19 protein-coding genes, 1 riboswitch and 1 other annotated feature are annotated in these 22,689 nt (G+C 42.8%); of the genes, 10 read left to right on the forward strand and 9 right to left on the reverse strand.

The features are described from left to right. Positions 1-65 precede the first annotated feature (65 nt). The 3 genes from FILTAD_RS01160 to FILTAD_RS01170 are packed head-to-tail and all read right to left on the reverse strand — an operon-like array spanning position 66 to position 2,739. Positions 66-956: a glycine betaine ABC transporter substrate-binding protein gene (locus tag FILTAD_RS01160; protein ID WP_203229611.1), complete on the reverse strand. Its 891-nt coding sequence runs from the start codon at positions 954-956 to the stop codon at positions 66-68. Between the two features lie 2 nt (positions 957-958). Beyond that, positions 959-1,612: an ABC transporter permease gene (locus tag FILTAD_RS01165; protein WP_124068674.1), complete on the reverse strand. Its 654-nt coding sequence runs from the start codon at positions 1,610-1,612 to the stop codon at positions 959-961. Next, a complete protein-coding gene (locus tag FILTAD_RS01170; RefSeq protein ID WP_124068675.1) occupies positions 1,609-2,739 on the reverse strand; it encodes a betaine/proline/choline family ABC transporter ATP-binding protein in 1,131 nt (376 codons plus the stop codon). The genes FILTAD_RS01165 and FILTAD_RS01170 overlap by 4 nt, the downstream gene beginning before the upstream one ends. A 260-nt stretch (positions 2,740-2,999) precedes the next feature. On the opposite strand from FILTAD_RS01170, the gene FILTAD_RS01175 reads away from it, so the two are divergent. The 5 genes from FILTAD_RS01175 to FILTAD_RS01195 all read left to right on the forward strand — a co-directional run bounded on the left by FILTAD_RS01175 (position 3,000) and on the right by FILTAD_RS01195 (position 9,097). After that, positions 3,000-3,683: a response regulator transcription factor gene (locus tag FILTAD_RS01175; protein ID WP_124068676.1), complete on the forward strand. Its 684-nt coding sequence runs from the start codon at positions 3,000-3,002 to the stop codon at positions 3,681-3,683. Positions 3,684-3,698: 15 nt separating this feature from the next. Next, positions 3,699-4,721, forward strand: a complete 1,023-nt coding sequence (locus FILTAD_RS01180) for a sensor histidine kinase (protein WP_203229612.1) — start codon at positions 3,699-3,701, stop codon at positions 4,719-4,721. A 103-nt stretch (positions 4,722-4,824) separates the two neighbouring features. Next, positions 4,825-5,613, forward strand: coding sequence for an ABC transporter ATP-binding protein (locus tag FILTAD_RS01185; RefSeq protein ID WP_124068677.1), 789 nt, complete (start codon positions 4,825-4,827; stop codon positions 5,611-5,613). Next, positions 5,600-7,546, forward strand: coding sequence for an ABC transporter permease (locus tag FILTAD_RS01190; protein ID WP_124068678.1), 1,947 nt, complete (start codon positions 5,600-5,602; stop codon positions 7,544-7,546). The genes FILTAD_RS01185 and FILTAD_RS01190 overlap by 14 nt, the downstream gene beginning before the upstream one ends. Positions 7,547-7,699: 153 nt before the next feature. Beyond that, the gene (locus tag FILTAD_RS01195) at positions 7,700-9,097 is read left to right on the forward strand and encodes an alanine/glycine:cation symporter family protein (RefSeq protein WP_124068689.1); all 1,398 of its coding nucleotides are present in this window, start codon (positions 7,700-7,702) and stop codon (positions 9,095-9,097) included. 103 nt (positions 9,098-9,200) lie between these two features. Here FILTAD_RS01195 and argS read toward each other — a convergent pair whose 3' ends face one another. Beyond that, positions 9,201-10,865 carry an arginine--tRNA ligase gene (gene argS / locus FILTAD_RS01200; protein ID WP_160117540.1) on the reverse strand — a complete coding sequence of 555 codons (1,665 nt, stop codon included), beginning with the start codon at positions 10,863-10,865 and terminating at the stop codon, positions 9,201-9,203. A gap of 46 nt (positions 10,866-10,911) precedes the next feature. Further along, positions 10,912-11,119, reverse strand: a binding site (T-box leader). A 420-nt stretch (positions 11,120-11,539) separates the two neighbouring features. Next, positions 11,540-11,720: riboswitch (cobalamin riboswitch) on the forward strand. A gap of 247 nt (positions 11,721-11,967) precedes the next feature. On the opposite strand from argS, the gene FILTAD_RS01205 reads away from it, so the two are divergent. The 5 genes from FILTAD_RS01205 to FILTAD_RS01225 all read left to right on the forward strand — a co-directional run bounded on the left by FILTAD_RS01205 (position 11,968) and on the right by FILTAD_RS01225 (position 17,717). Next, positions 11,968-14,190: a ribonucleoside-diphosphate reductase subunit alpha gene (locus FILTAD_RS01205; protein WP_124068679.1), complete on the forward strand. Its 2,223-nt coding sequence runs from the start codon at positions 11,968-11,970 to the stop codon at positions 14,188-14,190. After that, positions 14,175-14,615: a flavodoxin gene (locus FILTAD_RS01210; RefSeq protein WP_124068691.1), complete on the forward strand. Its 441-nt coding sequence runs from the start codon at positions 14,175-14,177 to the stop codon at positions 14,613-14,615. Before FILTAD_RS01205 ends, FILTAD_RS01210 begins: the two co-directional genes overlap by 16 nt. Next, on the forward strand, positions 14,594-15,631 hold the full coding sequence (locus FILTAD_RS01215; protein WP_124068680.1) for a ribonucleotide-diphosphate reductase subunit beta: 1,038 nt from the start codon (positions 14,594-14,596) through the stop codon (positions 15,629-15,631). Before FILTAD_RS01210 ends, FILTAD_RS01215 begins: the two co-directional genes overlap by 22 nt. 349 nt (positions 15,632-15,980) lie before the next feature. Beyond that, a complete protein-coding gene (ric, locus tag FILTAD_RS01220) occupies positions 15,981-16,679 on the forward strand; it encodes an iron-sulfur cluster repair di-iron protein (RefSeq protein ID WP_124068681.1) in 699 nt (232 codons plus the stop codon). 270 nt (positions 16,680-16,949) lie between these two features. After that, on the forward strand, positions 16,950-17,717 hold the full coding sequence (locus FILTAD_RS01225; RefSeq protein ID WP_282432563.1) for an MFS transporter: 768 nt from the start codon (positions 16,950-16,952) through the stop codon (positions 17,715-17,717). Between the two features lie 71 nt (positions 17,718-17,788). Here FILTAD_RS01225 and FILTAD_RS01230 read toward each other — a convergent pair whose 3' ends face one another. From FILTAD_RS01230 to FILTAD_RS01250, 5 genes are all read right to left on the reverse strand, one after another. Then, positions 17,789-18,523, reverse strand: a complete 735-nt coding sequence (locus FILTAD_RS01230) for an ABC transporter permease (protein ID WP_124068683.1) — start codon at positions 18,521-18,523, stop codon at positions 17,789-17,791. After that, positions 18,524-19,234, reverse strand: coding sequence for an ABC transporter permease (locus tag FILTAD_RS01235; RefSeq protein WP_345788879.1), 711 nt, complete (start codon positions 19,232-19,234; stop codon positions 18,524-18,526). It lies immediately after the preceding gene. Beyond that, the gene (locus FILTAD_RS01240) at positions 19,234-20,148 is read right to left on the reverse strand and encodes an ABC transporter ATP-binding protein (RefSeq protein ID WP_124068685.1); all 915 of its coding nucleotides are present in this window, start codon (positions 20,146-20,148) and stop codon (positions 19,234-19,236) included. The genes FILTAD_RS01235 and FILTAD_RS01240 overlap by 1 nt, the downstream gene beginning before the upstream one ends. 115 nt (positions 20,149-20,263) lie before the next feature. Continuing rightward, positions 20,264-21,610 (reverse strand): HAMP domain-containing sensor histidine kinase, encoded by a 1,347-nt coding sequence (locus tag FILTAD_RS01245; RefSeq protein ID WP_124068686.1) that lies wholly within the window; start codon positions 21,608-21,610, stop codon positions 20,264-20,266. Beyond that, complete coding sequence (locus tag FILTAD_RS01250; RefSeq protein WP_238988112.1) at positions 21,607-22,275, reverse strand: response regulator transcription factor; 669 nt, start codon at positions 22,273-22,275, stop codon at positions 21,607-21,609. The genes FILTAD_RS01245 and FILTAD_RS01250 overlap by 4 nt, the downstream gene beginning before the upstream one ends. Positions 22,276-22,689 lie beyond the last annotated feature (414 nt).

Genomic DNA, 22,689 nt, shown 5'->3' on the forward strand with positions numbered 1-22,689 from the left:
CATCCATCCCCCCATCCCCACAAAAACGCACCCCCCATTTACCCAAGGGAGGTGCGCTTAACTATTCATTTCTTCTCAATCAAACCTGCTTCTTCAAGAAATTCCTGTGCGGCACGTTCGACCATCATGCCGTCGTTGTCAACTTTGGCATTCATTTTTTGCATGGTCTCTTCGTTGATCGTCCCTTCGAGTTGCTTTAGCACATCTTCGATTTCAGGATATTTCTCAAGTGCTTCTTTTCGGACGAGTGGTAAAGCATGGTACGGCGGGAAATAGGATTTATCGTCTTCCAACACGCGCAAGTCGTAATCCTGCAATTGCCCATCCGTCGTGTAGGAATTGATGACGTCCACTTCATTCGCGCCGATGGAACGGTACATGATACCGTGGTCCATCCCTTTCACTTCTTTAAACTGGATATCATATTCTTCTTGGAAGCCCGGCAATCCGTCCGGACGGTCAATGAATTCAAACACCGCGCCCAATATGAAGTCATCGGAGTACTTCGCGAAATCACTGAACGTCACGACACCAAGTTCCTCAGCTTTGGCTTCATCCAAGGCGAGCGTGTACGTATTATTGAAACCGAACGTGTTGAACGCGATGATGCCGTCACCGTCAACGAGACGCTTCGTTGTTGCGAGGGTCTCTTCAGCCGTACCAGGATCTTCATGGTAATAGTTGACGACAATTGTTCCCGTGTAATCAGGGATGACATCGAGATTGCCGTTTAACATCGCAGTCCAAACAACATTCGAGCCGCCCAGATTCTCTTTATATATAACTTCGATGTCAGTTTTATCTTCAATCAATTGCCCCATTACGTGTGACAAAATGATACTTTCCGTATTGTTCCGTGAACCGAGTATGAGTGAATCTTTTTCATTGAAGATGCACCCCGACAGCATACTTGCAACAAGTGCCAACGACAGTAGCAGCAGTAATTTCCTTTTCATCCTTATTTCAATCCTTTCGGCGTTGTCCAACGTTCAAATGCACCGAACAACGTTTCAAGAATGATTGCAAGGATTGCTGCTGGGATCGCCCCTAGCAAAATCAGACCGTCGATACCGCGTGTGATACCAAGGAAGATGAAATCACCGAGTCCGCCAGCTCCAATAAATGCGGCAAGTGTTGCCGTACCTACGTTAATAACTGCTGCTGTACGAATGCCGGCCATAATAACCGGAATCGCAAGTGGTAGCTCCACTTTGAACAGAATTTGCATACTCGTCATGCCCATTCCTTTTGCGGCCTCCGTTGTGGCTTTATCCACATCTTTAATACCTGCGTAGGTGTTGCGAATAATGGGTAGTAATGAATAAAGGAAAAGAGCGGCAATCGCCGTTTTCACTCCGATCCCAAATAGCGGAATCATGAATCCGAGTAACGCAAGACTGGGAATCGTCTGCATAACTCCAGCACAGCCAAGAACGATGGTTGTCAACTTCGGCACGCGTGTAATGAGAATGCCAAGTATAATACCGAGGACAATGGCGATCAGCATAGAGAAAAACACAAGTTGAATATGAATCGATGTTGCTTCTAGTACTTCTTTCCAACGCATTTGCGATTGGTCGACGAGTTGTGTCCATATGGATTGGGTTTTCATTCAGCCACCTCCGAGTCTGTCCATTGACTGGACATGGCCGATAGCAATGAACCTCGGGTGACAAGGCCGACTACCTTTTTTCGCTCATCCACTACAGGAATCATGCCGTAGGGTGATTCGTCCATCATGATGATGGCGTCTTTAGCAGTCGCGGAATCGAATAGGAAAGGTTCCGCAGGTAAGAGAACTTCGTCGATTGTCTGAATATCATTCAGTTGTTTGATAACGTCGTATGCGGATACAATTCCGAGGAGCTTATTTTCTTCATCCACAACGATTAGATTAGTAATCTTACGCTGACGGATAAGTGCGAGTGCCTTTTCAGGAGAACGTTGAGGAAGTGACGTGACAACCGTTTCCGACATAATATCAATAACTGGCATCAGTTCAGGGTTTTGAATAATACGATGTTTGCCTATGAATTCCTCTACAAAACCGTGGGCTGGTTCATGAAGTAGTTTCTCAGGAGTGTCCAACTGCAGGAGTTTACCGTCTTTCATAATTGCGATGCGGTCGCCCATTTTTAATGCTTCATCCATGTCATGCGTAACAAAAACGATGGTTTTATTCAACTTTTTATGGAGTGTAATTAGCTCTCCTTGCAATTGGTCCCGTGTAATCGGATCTAATGCACTGAAAGGTTCATCCATCAAAATAATGTCAGGATTTGACGCAAGTGCTCTAGCGATTCCAATGCGTTGTTGCTGCCCGCCCGACAGTTCTTTTGGGTAACGATTTGCAAAAACTTCCGGATTCAGTCCGACAAGTTCAAGGAGTTCATCCACTCGGGCTTTGATTTCTTTAGGATTCCAACCTTTAAGCTGGGGAACAATTGCGATGTTTTTTTCAATCGTATAATGGGGGAATAATCCGATTTGTTGGATGACATAGCCGATGCTGCGGCGCAGTTCTGAGGCATTATACGTATTATTATCCTTGCCATCGATGTAAATCGTTCCGCTCGTGTGCGGTTCCATCCGATTGATCATTTTCATGGTAGTCGTCTTTCCCGAACCACTCGGCCCGATTAAGACAAGAAATTCTCCTTGTTGAATTTCAAAGCTGATGGATTTCACAGCTTGAAACCCGTCATCATACACTTTACTTACATTTTCAAACCTTAGCATGTGTACCTCCTATAGTTTTTCACAACATTTTTTATTTCCGAATGCTAGATGAAAAAATCATTCGGATTGTTAAAAAAAGAAGACATATTGGCACGCTAGAAAACTAGTCGCCATGTCTTGCTAGAATAGTATAACACATTCTATTCAAATTATCAGTAAAGTCAGTGAAATATGCTAATTGTAAATCCGAAAATAGACCCAAATTGTCGTGTTTCACTCTTTTCATTTACAATGATATTTAAGAGGGGAAGTGCATCGGAATGGATATGACTATTTTCATCGTTGAAGACGACCAAGCAATTTTTGAATCACTAAAAGAACAGCTGGGACAGTGGTCGTTCCATGTTACAGGACCCACGGATTTCCACGATGTGATGACCGCTTTTTTGAATGAAAAACCGCATCTCGTCATAATGGATATACAACTGCCCGCGTACGACGGATTCCATTGGTGCAGGGAAATCCGGGCTATATCGAAAGTACCGATTATCTTTTTATCGTCCCGCGATCACCCGATGGATATGGTGATGGCGATGAATATGGGAGCGGACGATTATATACAGAAACCATTCCATACAGATGTGTTGCTTGCGAAATTACAGGCGCTGCTAAGACGGACGTATGCATACGGAGAAGAAACACCCGATGTACTTGAGTGGAATGGCTCAGTTATCGACATGAAACGCGGTGTAATACGGAGGGGCGGCAATGAAGTTGAACTCACGAAAAATGAGTTTTTCATTTTGGTGGTCCTTGTTCAGTCGACTAACGAAATTGTTTTGCGCGATGAGCTGATTCGTAAGTTATGGGATGATGAACGATTCGTCAACGATAATACATTGACTGTCAATATTACTAGGCTACGCCAAAAACTAGTGGTGTTCGGGCTCGAAGAAGCAATCGTAACGAAAAAAGGGCTTGGCTATATGGCGGTCACGCTGTGAGAGGGGAACGCACAGATGTTCATCCGTTACTTAAATGATATGAAGAGCTGGATTTTATTATTCGTATTATCGCTAGGGTTTGCCGACCTTATTATTTGGCTCGATAAGGGCATCCCTGTTGAAGCGAAATCTGTTATTTATATAAATGTTCTGTTGCTTAGCGTCCTCCTCATTTTCGTCATATGGCGTTATTTTAGGGAAACGAAATTCATGAAAGCACTACGCCCACTCATTGATGGGGTTGAGGAGGACTGGCAAGAAGCGTTGCCGGAACCGCTTTCATTGCGTGACGAGATGACGAATGATGTTTTACGGCAAGTTGCGAATGACTATTTAAAAAGATTGTATGCCTTAAAAGCAACGAATGTGATTGAAAGCGACTACACGGCTGCTTGGGTGCATGAAGTGAAAGCACCACTGACTGCCATGAAGTTGGTCATTGAGGCGAACCGGAATGAAACAGTATTGCGGAAAATTGAAACGGAGTGGCTACGTGTCCATCTGCTCATCGAACAGCAGCTATATATTTCCCGGTTGCCTTCTTTGGAATCGGACTATGTCCTGGAGAAAAACGGTATCCACCGGCTGGTCGCAGGTGAGGTGCGCGAACTTGCATCGTGGTGTAGGCAGAAGAATATAGCCATCGAATTTGAAGGTGAAGACAGGGAAGTTGTAACTGATAGTAAATGGTGTCGGTTCATCATCCGTCAAGTAATGACGAACGCCGTGAAATACAGTCCGTCCGGCGCAACGATTTGGATTACAACAGACGTGACAGCAAGCAGCAATGTCAGTTTGTCGATAAAAGACGAAGGCCCGGGAATTCCGTCGCATGACCTGCCACGGCTATTCGACAAAGGGTTCACTGGTGGCACAGGAAGGCTACATAATGCGGCTACAGGTCTGGGTCTCTACCTCGCCAAGACTGTCGCCGACAAAATCGGCATAACCCTCACCGTACAATCCGAAATTGGGCATGGGACGACGATGCAATTGACATTCACGACTGAAAATGACTTCGATTCTGTCCTAACGTGACGTTTCTGTAAGGTTGGCTCGCCTGTTTGTCATGCAAATCAAACGACCAAGAGGTACTCTACGCGATAAGATAAGGACATCGCAAACAGGGAGGCAATTTTTTATGAATGAAACACATACAACGAATAAAACAGTTTTACATGCACAAAACATCCGGAAATCATACGGGTCACGTGGTAATGTCCAACAAGTACTAAAAGGCATTGACTTACGTGTCCATGAAGGTGAATTTGTCGGCATCATGGGTTCGTCAGGTGCGGGAAAAACCACATTGCTCAACGTTCTCGCAACGATTGACCGTACGACAGAAGGATCGATTCTCATTGGAGATTCAGATATTTCGAAGATGAAGGATCGGGAACTTTCCGCATTCCGCCGCGATAAACTAGGATTCATTTTCCAAGATTACAATTTACTCGATACGTTGACTGTGAAAGAAAACATTTTGTTACCTGTATCACTCGGTAAAATGAATAAAAAAGAAGCGGAAGCAGAGTTCACCGCAATCGCAGACATCCTTGGCATTAAAGAACTCGCAAACAAATATCCACATGAAATTTCTGGCGGCCAAAAACAACGGACGTCTGCTGCACGTGCTCTCATTAACAGGCCTTCCATGGTATTTGCAGATGAACCGACAGGCGCACTCGATTCCAAAGCGGCATCTTCGTTACTGGGCACATTAGAGGACGTCAATAACAAACGGGGTGTCACAATCATGATGGTGACGCATGACCCGCTTGCATCCAGCTATTGCAGCCGCGTCGTCTTTTTGAAAGATGGCACCATTTATTCGGAATTGTATCGCGGCGCTAAAACGAGACAAGCCTTCTTCCAGGAAATCCTGAAAGTTCAAGGCGTTCTCGGGGGTGACAGCGTTGACACTATTTGACCTTGTCATCCGTAGCATGCGGAAAAACATCAAGCATTATTATCTATATTTCTTTGCATTGATTTTCAGTGTTGTCCTTTATTTTGTGTTTGCAACGTTGCAGTACGATTCGGCAGTTATTGAGCAAGCAAGCAACTCCATGAAGATGGATTCCGCTTTCAAGGTTGCGGGTATTCTGGTCCTTTTCATCGCAGGCATATATGTTATTTACGCCAATTCAATCTTTCTTCGGAGAAGAAGTCGGGAAATTGGATTGTATCAACTGATCGGATTAACAAAAGGTGCAGTTGCACGGCTCTTTATTATTGAAAACACACTACTTGGTGCGGGTGCGCTCATTATCGGAATTGGCATGGGTATGCTGTTATCCAGAGTGTTTCTATTAGTACTTATGAAATTAGTAGGTTTTGAGGGCATTGTAGAGCTATCGTTTTCGATGGCGGCCGTTTTACAGACAGCACTTGTATTCATTGTTATCATCGCGCTTACATCGATTCAAATGGTCTTTAAAGTGTATCGGAGTACATTGCTTGGTCTATTCAATGCCGATAAAGAAGGGGAACATCCGAAGAAACCGAAAAGTGGGCTATCGGCACTGCTTGCTTTACTTGGAATCGGATTGATCGTCTTTGGTTATTGGCTTTCAGCACATATGTTGAATGAATTGTTATTCTTTAATATGCTTGGTGTTTTATTTTCAACGATATTGGGAACTTATCTTCTGTTCCGCGTAACAATCAGTTGGTTGTTCTATCAAGTACGAAAGAGCAAGCAAGGACATTTAGGACTTTCCAACAGTTTGTCACTTGCTTCACTTATGCACCGTTTAAAAGGGAATGCGAACTCGCTCACCATTATTACAGTTCTATCTGCGATGACACTAGCGATGCTTGCGGGCGCTTACTCGCTTTATTATTCAACGGAAAAAGAAACGCGTTACATGATGCCATTCGATTTTGCGTTTGAAGAAGAAACGGACGCATCATCTTCAGCCGATGAATTATCGGCAGTGGACTTTGAAGCAGAATTAAAAGAAAATGGAATTGATTATACAACGGAAACAATCGAATTACTTGGTGTGGAAGGAACTTATGAAAAAGACATTTTCCCTGCTTTTATTGGCAAAAGGGAAGTAATCTATAATACCTTTTTTGTAAACGCCCAGCAATTACAAACAGCGGGTCTTCAAGTCGAAACGCCGAAAGATGGATCTGTCATTTTTCATGACGTTTCCATAGGGACTATGGCAAAAGATATAAAAATACCATTCGAGATGTATATTACAAGCGGTGAAACAGAAAGCGTATTTACCGCCGTGAAATATGGCGAAGGGAATGTTGTGAACGCGAGTTGGGGGTCTCAACTTGTCGTGAATAATGCCGATTTTGAAAAGTATAAAAAGACAATGAAACCAGAAAATGAAGTGCGGAATATCCAAGTTATCAACATAATTGACAAAGAACAACTTGCCACTGCATCTGCTATCCGCAACCCGAATCAGGATGCTGTGCCGAAATACGGTTCCGATTATTACTGGTCGTATGTAGAATCCATGCAAAGTAATGGATTACTTATTTTCATTGCTGGATTCCTAGGTCTTGTATTCTTAGTATCGACAGGCAGTATTTTGTATTTCAAACAAATGACAGAAGCTGAACAAGAGAAAAAAAGTTATGCGACACTTCGACAACTTGGCTTTACAGTAAAAGACATTATGCGCGGAATTATTCGCAAGCAAGCATTCGTGTTTGGCTTGCCGCTACTGATTGGCCTTTTGCATTCTATCTTTGCGATAAAAGCAGCATCGTTCCTATTCAGGTCCGACATTACAGTACCTACAACAATTGCGATGGGACTTTATGCATTGATTTACCTCGTATTCGCTTTCTTGACAGTCGGTTATTATCGGAAAACGGTTAAAGCAGCTCTATAAGTACTGTATCAGCCCATCACAATTAATTTGTGGTGGTTTTTTCTATTGTTGAATTGAAAGATTCATCGAAAAATAGGATGACTTTTGTCGAAAATAGGGTAAAGTGTTTAAGTACGATAATTCTAAAGGGAATTAGGAGGGGTATCAGTGATAATGGATGCGTTAAACTGGCTGGTAGGACCGGCGAATAACTTCATTTGGACATACATATTGATTGGTGCGTTGCTATTGATCGGCGCTTATTTTACAATCCGGACGAAATTTGTCCAAGTGCGCCTATTTGGTGAGATGTTCCGTTTAATTGTCGAGAAAAAGGAAAGCAATGATGGGGTTTCAGCTTTCCAGGCATTCACGATTAGTGCAGCTTCACGCGTCGGTACCGGTAATGTGGCGGGGGTGGCACTTGCTATCGGAATCGGCGGACCAGGCGCTGTATTTTGGATGTGGGTCATTGCCATTATCGGGATGGCTACAGCTTTTGTGGAAAGTACGCTCGCGCAAGTGTATAAAGTGAAAGATGGGAATACCTTCCGGGGTGGTCCGGCTTATTATATGCAAAAAGCACTCGGGTTTCGTAAACTCGGCATTGTATTCGCGATTTTATTGATACTTTGTTTCGGCTTTATCTTCAACGCGGTACAATCGAATACAATTAGCCAATCATTTATGGATGTCTTCGGCATACCGGATTGGGTAATTGGGTTATTTTTAGTTGTCTTAACGGCGGTCATCATTTTCGGCGGCGTCAGTCGTATCGTTAAAGTAACACAGTTGATCGTTCCAATTATGGCAGTATTTTACCTAATTATTGCTCTCTATATTGTCATTATGAACATAACGGAAGTACCTGCAATGTTCCGACTGATTATCGAGCATGCATTTGGTATTAAAGAAATGGTCGGTGGTGGTATCGGTGCTGCTATGATGCAAGGCGTACGACGCGGCCTGTTTTCAAACGAAGCGGGGATGGGGAGTGTACCGAATGCGGCGGCGACTGCAAATATTTCTCACCCAGCAAAACAAGGGCTCGTTCAAAGCCTTGGTGTATTTTTCGATACGATTCTGATCTGTTCAGCGACAGCATTCATCATTTTACTAGCTGGCCTATACGGTAACGGCGAGCAAGATGGAATTATTCTTACGCAAGCATCGATGGCAGTCCATGTCGGCGCATGGGCACCATATTTCGTTGCAATCGCCATCATGTTCTTCGCATTCAGCTCGATTATCGGGAATTACTACTATGGTGAAACAAATATTGAATTCATCAATGCACATAAAGGCTGGATGACGCTTTACCGTGTTTTAGTTCTAGGTATGGTAATGTTCGGCGCAATGGCGAAAGTGGGCCTTGTCTGGGATATGGCGGACCTCTTCATGGGCCTAATGGCAGTCTTGAACCTGGCAGTCATTCTGCTCCTTGGTAAAGTTGCCTTCAAAGTATTGGACGATTTCTCGGAACAACGACGTAACGGGAAAAACCCAGTCTTTAAAGCAAGCAGCATTCCAGGCCTCAAAGGTGCTGAGTGTTGGGAGGAAGAAAAGAAGTAACGCGTAGAAAAAGGCATAACGTATTAGGCGCGACATATAAAAGCTGCACCATAATGAAATCACCAGTGTCCGGTTGGGTACTGGTGATTTTTTGGATTTTATTTTACATTTCACGCGGCGATTTCATCCCTAAAAGTCGCAAAGATTCCTCAAGGACAATTGTGACGCAATGGACAAGTGCAAGCCGATAAGATTGATCTTCAGAATCAGAAAGAACCTGAACATTTCCGTAGAATGAATTGAAGGATTGCGCAACATCGACTGCATATTTCGCAATAATTGAAGAGTCCAATTCATCCGCGGCTCGTTTAACAGCATCCGGAAACTGTTCCAACAACTTCACGACTGCCCATTCGAAGTCATTTACTTCACTCACAGTGAAAGCCCTCATTGAACCAGCCTTTCGTAAAACTGAATGGGCGCGTGCATTCGCATATTGAACATAGGGACCCGTTTCGCCTTCCGTTTGAAGCATGGAAGCCAGATTGAATTCAATGTCGTGTCTCCGATGCTGTTTCAAATCACTGAAGATAATTGCACCCACGCCAATGGCTTGAGCGACATCTTTTTTATTCGCCAAGTCGGGATTTTTTGTTTCAATAGTAGATTGTGCAAGAGCAATTGCCTCGTTTAGTACCTCTTCCAGCAAAACGATTTTCCCTTTACGTGTCGACATCTTTTTTCCATCTTTCAATAGGAGTCCAAAAGGTATGTGTTGAATGTCTGCGGACCATGCATGGCCCATTTTTCCGAGCACTTTTTTGAATTGTGTAAAGTGCAAACTTTGTTCATTTCCAACAACGTAAAGAGACTTCACGAAATCATATGTTGTTTTTCGATCCAATGCGGCAGTTAAATCACGGGTTGCATACAAGGTGGCGCCATCGGATTTCTTAATCAAACAAGGCGGTAGTCCGTCTTCAAGTTCAACGACTAATGCACCATCCGACTCGACCAACAACCCTTTTTCGGTCAACTCTTCAATGATTGGACCCATTTTGTCGTTATAATATGCCTCACCGTTATAAGAATCGAATGTGACGCCGAGTAAATCATAAATGCGTTGGAACTCTTTTAAGGATTCCATTTTGAACCATTCCCATAGCGCACGCGCACTTGAATCTCCATCTTCCAGCGCCTTAAAAGCTGCACGCGCTTCATCATTCAGCGTAGCATCCAGTTCCGCCTTTTCATGGAAACGGATGTACAATTGCAGAAGCGTTGCGATTGGCGCTTTTTTCACTTCTGCTTCATTACCCCATTTCCGATATGCGGTGAGTAATTTACCGAATTGTGTTCCCCAATCACCGATGTAATTGATTTTGACAGGCTTATACCCGCATTTTTCGACCAATAATGCAATTGCATTTCCGATGACGGTGGAGCGCAGGTGACCCATCGAAAAGGGTTTGGCGATATTCGGGGAAGACAAGTCAATTGTGACAACCCCTCCGTTACCTCTGTCGGATGAACCATATGTCGATGATTGGCCAAGTATTGTGTGTAGAAGGGAGGCGGTGACAACAGAACGTTCCAAGAAAAAATTCACATAGCCGCTTTGCGCTTCCGCCCGATGAATAAGCGGGTGGTCAACCGCCGCTGCGATTTCCTCCGCAATAGCAATGGGTGATTTTCTTAAGGCCTTTGCAAATGGAAAGCAAGGCAGTGCCAGATCTCCTAAATGTGCATGGACAGGACGTTCAATCATATTGCCGTCCAGTGGAAGAGGGCTAAAAGGCTGTAACACTTCCAACAGAGTCTTTTTCAACGTTAACACTCCTTTTTGGGTAAATAAAAAAGCCCTCGTCTCAACTAAATGAGACGAAAGCTTAGCTTCCGCGGTACCACTCAACTTGCCCAGGATTCGGGCCACTTCCTCATAACGGCGAGACACCGGCTTTTCCGAATTAGTGCAGAAAAGCATCTCCGAAGTGCGGTTCACGAACATTCTTCACCGGGCTTCCACCACCCCCGATTCGCTAAAAAAGAAATAGTCGCTACTCTTTTCGTCTTAGATATTGTAAATGACTTTAACAAATGCAAACCGAAGTGTCAATGAAAATTCTGTTTTCTTTTCCTGGTGAATAAATGATCGATCAAGAGTACACCGCCAAAAAGAAGTAGAAAAGTGATAATTGCTGTAAAGAAATTTTTTGGTATATTAAAAACGTTTGACAGATAAATAACCAGAAACGCCCAAAGAATACTCACGGTCAGTTTCATAGATAGCACCCTTTTCCAATCAATTTTGGTTCAACTCGTTCACTGATAGCACACGTTATAAATTATGATACACGAATAGATAGAAAGAAGAGACTTTAACTGACCAAGTGATCATTTCATGCATTTCCTATACACTCAGAAACCACTTTGATATAAAACACCTATTTACGTGTAGGACACAACATGTTAGGGTATACAGAGTACATAAGACACAACATATAGTAGCAATCGATGGAATGGTACCGTATCGGTATAAAAGGGAATCCGGGAATCCGGAGCTGTCCTCGCAACTGTAAGCGCTGACGACCGCCGCACACACCACTGTGAATAATAATCATGGGAAGGGTGGCTGGGAGGATGAAGCGCGAGCCAGTAGACCTGCCTTCCATCGTTGAGCAACACTTTCTTCGGGGGTTGAGAAGTGGGAGCGAATGGGAAGTCGACTTTTATTGGTTGCAATACTCCCATCCATTTCCTACATACAAAATCCATGAGCGACAGCTCTACCGAAAATGGTGGAGCTGTCGCTTTTTTTTATGTCTAGAAGGAAAGCGACCTACATAACCATGCGGAAAAAATAAACTTTGAATCAGATGACGCTACATTAACAATCAACCTATACATTAATATGAAGGGAGAAATTAACGATGACAACTAAAGCTTCAAAAACCCCTACAGAACAATTAATCGAAGACTTACAGAACGAATTTGGACGGGAGGAAATCCAACCGCTGCTCATTGCGAGCGAAAGATGGCAACAGCGTCATATAGAAGCGACCGAATCGGAATGGGTGAAAGTGGTGATTTTGGAAGCACTTAGCAATATCGATGAGGCGGCGACGTATTGGACATTCGTGGCGGCACGCATCTATCTGCAAGATGTATACATGCAGCAAGAGCGGCAACGCGGTGAAAAAGTATATACAGATTTTGCGCATAACGTGACGAAACTTGTCGAAAAAGGACTTTATACACCAGTTTTGACTGAAAAATATTCATTGGACGATTTACGGATAATCGGTGCACTCATCGAACCGGAAAGGGACAAGCTATTCACGTACATCGGCTTGAAAACACTGATGGATCGGTACGCAGCAGTTGATTTCAGTAAAAAACCTGTTGAACTGCCGCAAGAACGTTGGATGATCATTGCAATGACGCTTATGCAAGATGAAACAGAAAAGCGACTGGAAAAAGTAGCGGAATCGTACTGGGCGATGAGTAATCTATACATGACCGTCGCAACACCGACCTTGTCGAACGCTGGGAAACCACATGGCCAATTGTCTAGCTGTTTCATCGACACAATCGATGATTCACTGCAAGGCATTTATGATAGCAATACGGATATCGCGAACTTGTCGAAATATGGCGGAGGTATTGGCGTTTACATGGGTAAAGTACGCGCACGCGGGTCATCCATCCGCGGATTCAAAGGGGCGTCAAGCGGTGTCCTGCCATGGATCAAACAATTGAACAATACGGCGGTGAGCGTCGATCAGTTGGGGCAACGCCAAGGCGCTATTGCGGTGTATCTTGATGTGTGGCACAAAGACATTTTCACATTCATGGATCTAAAACTGAATAACGGAGATGACCGTTTGCGCGCGCATGATATTTTCACCGGCATCTGCCTGCCTGATCTATTCATGGAGCAAGTGGAAGCGCGTGGAGAATGGCATCTGTTCGATCCGCATGAAGTCCGGATGGTCATGGGTTATTCGCTCGAGGACTTTTACGATGAAACGCGTGGCGCAGGTACTTTCCGTGAAAAGTATGAACAATGTGTCGCCCATCCGGAACTCAGCAAAGAAACGGTTTCCGCAATCGATATTATGAAACGCATCATGCGCAGCCAGCTTGAAACAGGTGTACCATTCATGTTCTATCGAGATGAAGTGAACCGTGCAAATGCGAATAAACATGAAGGCATGATTTATTCATCAAACCTTTGTACAGAAGTAACACAAAATATGAGCCCGACACAATTCGAATCCGTTACATTGGAAGATGATATCGTTGTTACACGTTCAAAACCGGGCGATTACGTTGTTTGTAATTTATCATCCATTAATCTCGGGCGCGCAGTACCGGCGAATGTCTTGGAACGGCTGATTACGATTCAAGTACGCATGCTGGACAATGTTATCGATTTGAACAAAATACCGGTCGTTCAAGCACAACGCACAAATGCACGTTACCGGGGTATCGGTCTTGGCACATTCGGCTGGCATCATCTGCTTGCGTTGAAAAATATCCAATGGGAATCCGATGAAGCGGTTGATTTCGCTGATACGCTTTACGAAAAGATTGCCTTTTTAACGATTACCGCTTCCATGAAACTGGCTGAGGAAAAAGGCGCTTATCCTTTATTCCAAGGCTCCGACTGGCAAACGGGTCAATACTTCGAACATAAAGGGTATGACACAAAAGCATGGCGCGAACTGCGGATCGATGTCGCGACGAACGGCATGCGAAACGGCTATTTGATGGCGGTTGCGCCGAATAGCTCAACGTCCGTCATTGCAGGTTCAACAGCCTCAATAGATCCGGTTTTCAAACCGTTTTATCACGAGGAAAAGAAAGATTACAAATTACCGGTCGTCGCGCCTGACTTGAATCACAACACATACGATATTTATCGTCGTTCGGCCTATATCGTCGATCAGCGCTGGTCCGTCAAACAAAACGGAGCGAGACAACGGCATATTGACCAGGCAATATCCTTTAATCTGTATGTCCCGAATTCAATCCGAGCGTCTGTTTTGCTTGACCTTCACCTTCAAGCATGGAAATCAGGTATGAAGACAACGTATTACACGCGCTCAACAGCAACGGAAGTAGATGAATGCGAATGGTGTCATTCTTAATCGCCTATGCTTCTTGGAGCGGGAATACAAAAGAAGTCACGGAACTGATAGAACAGACGTTAAAGGATGAAAAAAATACAGTGGCAACATACCGGATTGGCGTGGGACCTATTCCAGATCCCCGCCAGTATGATGCGATGCTTATCGGCACGTTCACATGGGACCATGGCTCGACACCTGCTGAAGTGAAAGACTTCGTTGCAGATATCGGCTATAAACCCGACAATGTCTATGTCTTCGGGACAGGGGATACCCAGTTCGGCGGCGATGACTTATTTTGTCTGGCAGCTGTAAAGTTAGCCCGGTTTTATGAATCCCGGTACGCACCATTAAAAATTGAACAAAGCCCGCGAGGCAAGCAACAACAACCCATCATCGATTGGGCGAAAGGGGTCTATACACATTGGAAACACTTACACGCGTAAAAGTACTGGAACCAGCACATCCCAATAAATCCACGGCGATTTTCGGTGGCAAAGCGAGCGGAATCTTGAATTGGAACGATCTTGCATATCCTCATTTCCACAACTTACGTCAAACAATCCGTTCGTTGTTCTGGACGGCAAACGAAGTGGATATGACGCAAGATGTAAAGCAATTCAGTACATTAACGAAGGCCGAGCAGGATGCATTTTTGAAAATCATCGGCCTACTTGCAACGCTTGACGGACCACAGACAACAATCGCAATGAAAATTGCAGATTACACAACGGACCCTTCCGTAAAATCAATCATGGCGACAATTGCTGATCAGGAAAGCGAACACAATCATAGTTACGCTTATGTCCTGTCATCCGTCACTGACCTAGCCAAACAAATGAAGTCATTTGAAATGGGACGCACTGATGAAGTATTGATGCGCCGTAATAGCCGGATCGTTAAAGTATACAATGAATTCGCCGCACAGCCGACAATTGAAAATGCACTGAAATCAATGGTCTACACGACGCTGCTCGAAGGATTATTCTTCTACAGCGGCTTTGCTTTTTTCTATAATCTGGCCCGCAATCAGAAAATGGTCGGTACATCAACAATGATTTCATATATTAACCGCGATGAACTGCAACACGGCAAAGCGATCAGCGATATTTTCCGCGCTGCACTCGCAGAAAACCCGGCATACAATACCGATGCATTCACCGAATGGATTTACGAACAGTTCAAACATTCCGTCGAACAGGAAATCATTTGGAGCCGTTATGTGCTAGTCGACATTGCCGGCATCGACCTAGACGAGATGGAAGGCTACATAAAATACCGCTCCAATAAAATGTTGCGCATGCTCGGGCTCAGTGAAATCTATCCTGAATTCACCGATAACCCGATGAAATGGATCCGTGCCTACGTAGACAATATCGACGATACAAAAACCGACTTTTTCGAACAAAAATCACGCCAATACGTCAAAACAAGCGATTTGAATGGCTTTGACGATTTATAAATCGAAACATTTCCCGGGGAATAAATACTTTCAATCTTGAATTTGGTGCCAACTTCCACCACGTTTTGAAAGGTTCAAATGGCATCAAAAACCGGCAACAGTAGGCATTTCAGAGTGCCGAATTGGTCTTAATGAAATTTTTATTCCAGCCTAATCTCGGTTTAAGGTATAAAGGACAATAATCGACAAGAAAAGACTGTGATATTAATCACAGTCTTTTCTTCATGCTCACGTTAAAATGAAATGGATAAGTGGTATTTGGGGTTTTCCCTACTACCGCTTCGAAATTCAATTCAGTATACTTACACTTGAGAATGATTCTCAAAATCGACTAGAGGAGGAATAAAAAATGAGTCAACTAACACTCGAATCACAAGTCTCCGATATCGTTACAGCACTTCCGCACAGTGCGGATCTATTTAGAAAAATACGGATCGATTATTGCTGTGGCGGAAAAATTACACTAAAAGAAGCCGCGGAAGGTCGTAATCTCAATCCAGAAGTAGTATTAAATGATGTAAAAACAATAGAACAAAAGATTGAAGCAAAAGGAAGCCTTGAGCCGGCGGCATTTGGCAATAAAACACTTGTTGCTTACATCCAAGAGAAATACCACGCCGGTTTACGCGAAGAATTACCGGCTCTTGCTCCGTACATCACAAAAGTCGTTAAAGTACACGGAGAAGGTCATCCACATCTAATACGTCTTCAGGAAATTTTCAGAACGCTGCGTGCAGAGCTTCTTGATCATACAGAGGATGAAGATAAAAACGTCTTCCCAGCAATTTTAGAATTCCTGGAAAATCCAACACCCGAACTTAGAGAGTTTTCGCAGAAACAAGTAATCGAACTTGAAGAAGAACATGATAATGCAGGTCGCCTATTGTTCGAACTACGTGAACTGACAAATGATTACACACCACCTGAAGGTGCGTGCGGAACATATAGACTTGTCTACGCAAGGCTTGAGCAATTTGAAAAAGACACATTCGAACATGTTCATTTAGAAAACAATGTGTTATTCGACCGTGTGCGCGCTGCACTCTAAAAGCCCTGAGATTTGAATCAAGACAGCTATGGCGCGTCGTGTATACCTTTTTATACAGATTTAATGATTCATCATAGCTAGTTTAAAAAGCTACCACGACCTTGGTCACTGGTAGCTTTTTTTTGAATCCGGTGCCAGCTTCTGTCACAACTTGAAGAGCGCAAATGGTGTCAGAAACCGGCACCGGTCGTTGTAGTGAAAACCAGCGAAGGCGCCTTCAAGGGGTAGCCGAGGAAATAAGACTGACAGTTAACTTCTGCAAATGCGAAATTGGCTTTCATTAGTACTTTTATCCGTATGATTGGGCCTGGGCTTGCTGACCCTCTTCTGGCGATATTTTCATATACTTCTACCTTAACGATTTACCTATTTTGTTTACTCATTTTGTACATCTGTGTTCACTTCTTGGAACTTCCCAATAAAGTAAAAAAGAAGGAACAAGATGCGACCACTCGGAAAGACATGAAGGAAGGCATAGATGAATTTTTTCGAAATAAAACGTTATTGACGCCTACTATAACTGTTCTATTTATGAACTTTGCTTCTAGTCTTGTCATAGGTGTCCTAATTTTCTTCGTTATCGACCAACTGGGGGTTACTTCGACACAAGTTGGGTTAATGTTTACCATTTCTGCAATTGGTGGATTACTAGGAGCTAGTTTGATTAGCAGCATTCGAAAACGATTTGGGAGAGGTGTGATTTACACATTTTCACTCTTGATTAAGGTAATTGGGATGGGATGCCTTATCTTTGCGCCAACATGGTGGGCAATCGGAATTGCACTTGCCATACGGACATTTTCAACGACAATATCGAATGTCGTTTACTTTACCATCCGTCAGAAACTCACTCCGAATCATATATTGGGGCGTGTTGCGGGAACTTCATCGATGCTCATGAAATTGACACTTCCATTTGGATTGTTCATTGCGGGCTTATGGGCAGAGTATCTTCCGATTCGGATATTATTCGTCATTTCAATGTTAATCTTCCTATGTCTTTTTATTCGTCTTTTTATCATCCATTTCGAAGGCTGATATGAATAATCATTGAAATATTAATTAAACAAAGCGTAAGGCGTCCACGAATAATTTCGTGAACGCCTCGTTCAGATTTCCTTTCTCAAAAAATAGACAAGTCCAGTTCCTAAAAATAGTATAAGACTCCCAAAAATTACGATGAACAACGTTTCAATCGAAACATTCAATGCTCCAAAGTTTTCTGCGGAATTAGGCATCATCATTAAAAAAGGTTGTGACCATGGATAGTAAGGGCCGAATCTTTCAGAGTTAACAATTAACATGTTCGGTATCGTAAAAATGACATTGACAGCAAGGGGTGCTGCAAAGCTTGACCATGCAACGGATGCAAACATTTGTAAAGCGATTAACGGCATACACGCTAGCCACCCACCGAATACACTTGTGGAAATGGTCCCCCAAGGAATTTCAATCGGATAGCCTTTCATCCATCCAATAATGAAAAGCCCTAAAATGAACAAGATTTGCGTTGCTGCGATGAGCAGACTAACAATGAGGATTTTAACGATATACAAATTTCTCCTGGAAACAGGTAAGGACAACAGTTGCTTCCAACCTCCAGCAACATGCTCGTATCGACAAATAAAGCTCGAGAAAATACCTGTTAATAATGGTAAAAAGAGAATCGCGTGGCTAATCGTCATAATGCCAAGCGTAGCAGTCCATTGGTGTTGTTCAAATTCCCCTATTTCACTTAATTCACTCAAACCGAGAACCAGTGATAAAATAGGACTCACAAATATAAGCAACCAAATCGAGGACCTACGTAATTTTAGAAATTCGGATTGAAATAATCTCCCCATTTATTTCACATCCCTTCTATTAAAATCTAGTAGGCCAATGAAATACAAGAGGATTCCTATTGCAAGGCCGGCCAGAACTGAATAGACCGGCATATCCCAGTCATTTAGTAACAGCGGCCACTTCCATGGGACCCAATCAGGGAAATTCATGGAATACATGGATACAATGGCTCCAACAATTCCAATCATTAAGGGAACCGCTTGATTTTTCATTGTGATTGCCAGCCAGGTTTGTACCGCAATAAAAGGCAAGGAAGCGAGATACGGAAAGAAACACATTTCGATTAAATAAAGAAATGGAATGTCAGTTCCGAATTTTAATAGCAGACCAAGCACAATGGTGCCGATTGCTAATAACAGACATGATACGAAAAGCAACAGAACTGTTAATAGCGCCTTACCCGTAAATACCTGCGTCTTTGAAATTGGCAATGCAAGTAGCTGCTTCCAGGCGTTAGTCTGATGCTCGATAGTGGCAATCATTGATGTAAGTATCGTCAAGCCAATGAGAATTGTTAGAATAGACAACATGGAAACTTCGCCAATCAACCCTCGCCATAAATCATCCTTGTAGACGCCTGTAAGCCAATCATAGCGGACCCCGAAATTGACGGCCTCCAAGCCTATAACCCCCATTGGACCAAGGAGGATGAGAAAAAGAATCATTTTTCGCCTGATTTTGAGGAACTCCGAGACCATTACCCGCGCCATCACAACCCACCCTCCAGGCCTGTCAGCTCTAAAAAGATCTCTTCCAAAGATTTTCTCTCTTCTTCCACTCTGTAAATGGAGTAATTGTTTTGAACGAGGGATTTCACAATTTCAGCAACATTGTCATCTGAGCCATTTTCAATGAAAAGCTTATTCTGATTGAAATCTGTTCTATACCCATGTGTTAACAATGACTTCCAAGCAGCCTCAGCATCATTAACTGTTAACTTAATCTTACTTGTAGATTGTGCTCTTAATTTCAGTATGGAATCTTGAAAAATCATTTGGCCTTTTGTGATAATACCGACCTGTGTTGCCATTTGGTCAATTTCTGAAAGCAAGTGGCTCGATATGAGAATAGTGATTCCGTGCTCCTTCGGCATGCTTTTAATAAGTTCACGAATTTCAATAATTCCGGATGGATCAAGTCCATTCGTTGGTTCATCTAAAATAAGTAGTTCCGGATTGCCAAGTAATGCAGTCGCAATTCCGAGACGTTGTTTCATACCTAGAGAGAATCCTTTCACGGGCCGTTTTGCATCCTTTGTTAGACGAACGATTGCAAGAACTTCATCAATTCGGGGTTTCGTTGCCCCCAATAAAAGGCGTGCCGCTTCTAAATTTTCATAAGCAGTTAAATGCCCATAATAAGAAGGGTATTCAACGAGTGATCCGACCTTTTTTAAAATGGATAGCCTTTCTTTTTTAATGTCCTTACCGAAAATTTGAACGGAACCATTTGTTGGTCGAGCAAGCCCTAGAAGCATTCGAATTGACGTTGTTTTACCTGCCCCATTTGGACCTAGAAAGCCATAAATTTCACCTTTCTTTACTTGCAAATTAACATTGTTAACTACTTTACTTGAGCCGAATTTTTTCGTTAATTTATTCGTTTCGATAATAAAATTGCTCATTTTCCTCACCTCACTTTCTATCCTATCGTTCGAAGGTTAAAACGATAGGTGGATGAAGGTTAAGTTTTGTTTAAAAATGAAAAAGAGATAGGCCAATTTCGTGCCTATCTCCTATCTATAATCCCTTGATTTTCATCATAGTACCTTTTTCACTCGTTTCAATGGCCCAATCTAGTTGCATTTCTTTTAACATAAGGGAAATAACAGAGAGACCAACCCCGACACCCTTCTGGCTGGACTTAGCCTTCATTCCCGGTCCATGGTCTTCAATCACAATCGTTTCATTTTCAATGCGTACTGCTACAAATCGGCCGCTTTTCGCATGCCGATAAATATTTTGAAATAGGTTGTCCAATACCCGGCAAAACATTTGAGGGTCAACTTCCCACGTCAACTGTTTCTCAGGAATTTCTAATTGGATATCAAACTGAAGATTCTCAAACAAAGGGTACCATGCTGAAAATGAAGTTCGAATGAGCCGAATAATATCCACGTTCTCCGGATGAAACGGATATTTCCCAGTCGTCAACAGCGTGTAGGAAAGTAGATTTTCTATGAGTTCACCCATATAATTCACTTTTGCATCGATAAAATCCAATGATTCTTGTCCTTTTTCGCTTATCGGCTCTTTCTTAAGGCGATAGGCATGACCGCGAATTGTGGTAAGAGGTGTTCGCAAATCATGGGATAAATTCGCGATGAGCTCTTTTCTAAGTTCTTCTTCTTCCAGTTGACTATTCCTACTTGATTCTAATTCTTGAACCATTCGATTGAAGGATTGACCTAATCGACCGATTTCATCTTGCTTCGTCACTTCGATAGTCGATGGAATACCATTTGCCTCAGGTACTGCCATCGCCTTTTGTAAATGAAGAAGTCTGTTTCGAATCCGATAAAAAAAGAGCATGGAAATCAATATAAAAAGAATAAATATCGCTAAGAGTGCGATTGGAAAAATATAATTGTATCGTTCTAGTAATTGATTACTTGGGCTAACCATATCCGGGCGGGGAATTTGTAGTACCATAAATCCATTATCTTGTCCGCTTCCTATGAATGCGACTACGGTAAACGGATCAACCGTATACCCGCGATTTTTTTTCATAAAGTCAATTGTAAAAGAAGTTGACCATATATCGGGCAAGGATAGGGATTTTGGAAACTTGTCTCGTGTATGTCCAGTTTTATCTACCCGGTATATGGAGGCCTCTTGATAAATATTTTTTAGTTCCGTAAGCTTACTGTGAATCTGTGCTTCAGAAGCACCAGCTAATTCTTTGGCTGTTTCATGCCACATTTCTTCTAAATCCGTCCCATTATAATACCGATTGGATAAGTCATCTTGGTGGGTAATATTATAAAATACGATTGACAATAGAGGTATGCCGATTGGCAGAATCATTGTTGCCACGAGAATGATCACCAAGTACTGAGTCAATAATGAATTGCGTAACTTTTTCATTGCTTCACTCGGTAGCCGATGCCACGTATTGTTTCAACGATTCTTGGTACACTCGGATTTACTTCAATCTTTTCCCTCAAGTAGCGAATATGGACCATTAAGGTTTTATCCCCTTCAATATAAGATTCCCCCCATACAGCCTCGTAGAGTTGTTCTTTTGTTAAAATTTGATTTGGATGTCGCAACAAATGCATAAAGATTTGATGCTGTTTGGCTGTCAAAAAGATTTCTTCACCAGTGTTCTTTAAAATGCGATTTTCTGTCGTATTGACCGTTAGATGGTCTAGTTGAATTTCTTCAGATAAAGCATGTTGATTTCTTCTAAATAATACTTCAATCCTCGCAGCGAGCTCCTCGGGATGAAAAGGTTTTGTTACATAATCATCCGCAAAATGTAGGCCTTGCAGCTTATCGTCAACAGCTGTTCGGGCTGATAACATCAAAATTGGAATATTGGGGTGAGTGCGTTTCAAGCGCTGGCCGACTGTAAAGCCATCAAGTCCGGGAAGCATAACATCTAAAATAACCATTTCTGCATCCCCAAGTGATTCCTCGGCCTTTTCACCGGAAATGATCCATCGTACCAAATAACCGCGCTGCTCTAAGTCCTCTTTGACAATGCTACCAATCTCCACATCATCTTCAATATATAGAATCTCTTTCAAAGTATTCCCCACCTTTATATTCGGAAGCAGTTGAAACCAGAAAATTGGTATACTGGACATCTCTTTCATTGTCCTAAATTCAGTATATCCTATACGATACATGATTGATGGTGCCAACATATAAATCTAACGTTATTTTCGACCTGTGTCTTTAGTTTATCCTCGGCTTCACAACTTTAGGTATGCTAGTTTGTCTTTTTATTATGTAAAACCAGCGAAGGCGCCTTCAAAGTGGTAGCCGGAGCAATAAGACTGGCAGTGCTCTTCGAGGCCACTGAAAAACTAACCTTTCAGGGAACAGTTCGGTTGTTAGACAAAAAAAGCGACTAATTTCCATCCATTTTGGAAATTAGTCACCTTTCCTACTTCCTTTTAGCTCACTTTTTCCTTGAGTAGGGTTTGGATTCGCTTCAT

The sequence above is a fragment of the Filibacter tadaridae genome, from assembly GCF_900609045.1.
Lineage (GTDB): Bacteria > Bacillota > Bacilli > Bacillales_A > Planococcaceae > Sporosarcina > Sporosarcina tadaridae.

Excerpts from the sequence above, each read along its gene's own strand:
- FILTAD_RS01240 (WP_124068685.1), bottom strand. The coding sequence starts at position 20,148 with ATGAGCAATTTTATTATCGAAACGAATAAATTAACGAAAAAATTCGGC.
- FILTAD_RS01205 (WP_124068679.1), top strand. The coding sequence starts at position 11,968 with ATGACAACTAAAGCTTCAAAAACCCCTACAGAACAATTAATCGAAGAC.
- FILTAD_RS01245 (WP_124068686.1), bottom strand. The coding sequence starts at position 21,610 with ATGAAAAAGTTACGCAATTCATTATTGACTCAGTACTTGGTGATCATT.
- FILTAD_RS01185 (WP_124068677.1), top strand. The coding sequence starts at position 4,825 with ATGAATGAAACACATACAACGAATAAAACAGTTTTACATGCACAAAAC.
- FILTAD_RS01235 (WP_345788879.1), bottom strand. The coding sequence starts at position 19,234 with ATGGCGCGGGTAATGGTCTCGGAGTTCCTCAAAATCAGGCGAAAAATG.
- FILTAD_RS01195 (WP_124068689.1), top strand. The coding sequence starts at position 7,700 with ATGGATGCGTTAAACTGGCTGGTAGGACCGGCGAATAACTTCATTTGG.
- FILTAD_RS01180 (WP_203229612.1), top strand. The coding sequence starts at position 3,699 with ATGTTCATCCGTTACTTAAATGATATGAAGAGCTGGATTTTATTATTC.
- FILTAD_RS01160 (WP_203229611.1), bottom strand. The coding sequence starts at position 956 with ATGAAAAGGAAATTACTGCTGCTACTGTCGTTGGCACTTGTTGCAAGT.
- ric (WP_124068681.1), top strand. The coding sequence starts at position 15,981 with ATGAGTCAACTAACACTCGAATCACAAGTCTCCGATATCGTTACAGCA.
- FILTAD_RS01165 (WP_124068674.1), bottom strand. The coding sequence starts at position 1,612 with ATGAAAACCCAATCCATATGGACACAACTCGTCGACCAATCGCAAATG.
- FILTAD_RS01230 (WP_124068683.1), bottom strand. The coding sequence starts at position 18,523 with ATGGGGAGATTATTTCAATCCGAATTTCTAAAATTACGTAGGTCCTCG.
- FILTAD_RS01210 (WP_124068691.1), top strand. The coding sequence starts at position 14,175 with ATGGTGTCATTCTTAATCGCCTATGCTTCTTGGAGCGGGAATACAAAA.
- FILTAD_RS01175 (WP_124068676.1), top strand. The coding sequence starts at position 3,000 with ATGGATATGACTATTTTCATCGTTGAAGACGACCAAGCAATTTTTGAA.
- FILTAD_RS01170 (WP_124068675.1), bottom strand. The coding sequence starts at position 2,739 with ATGCTAAGGTTTGAAAATGTAAGTAAAGTGTATGATGACGGGTTTCAA.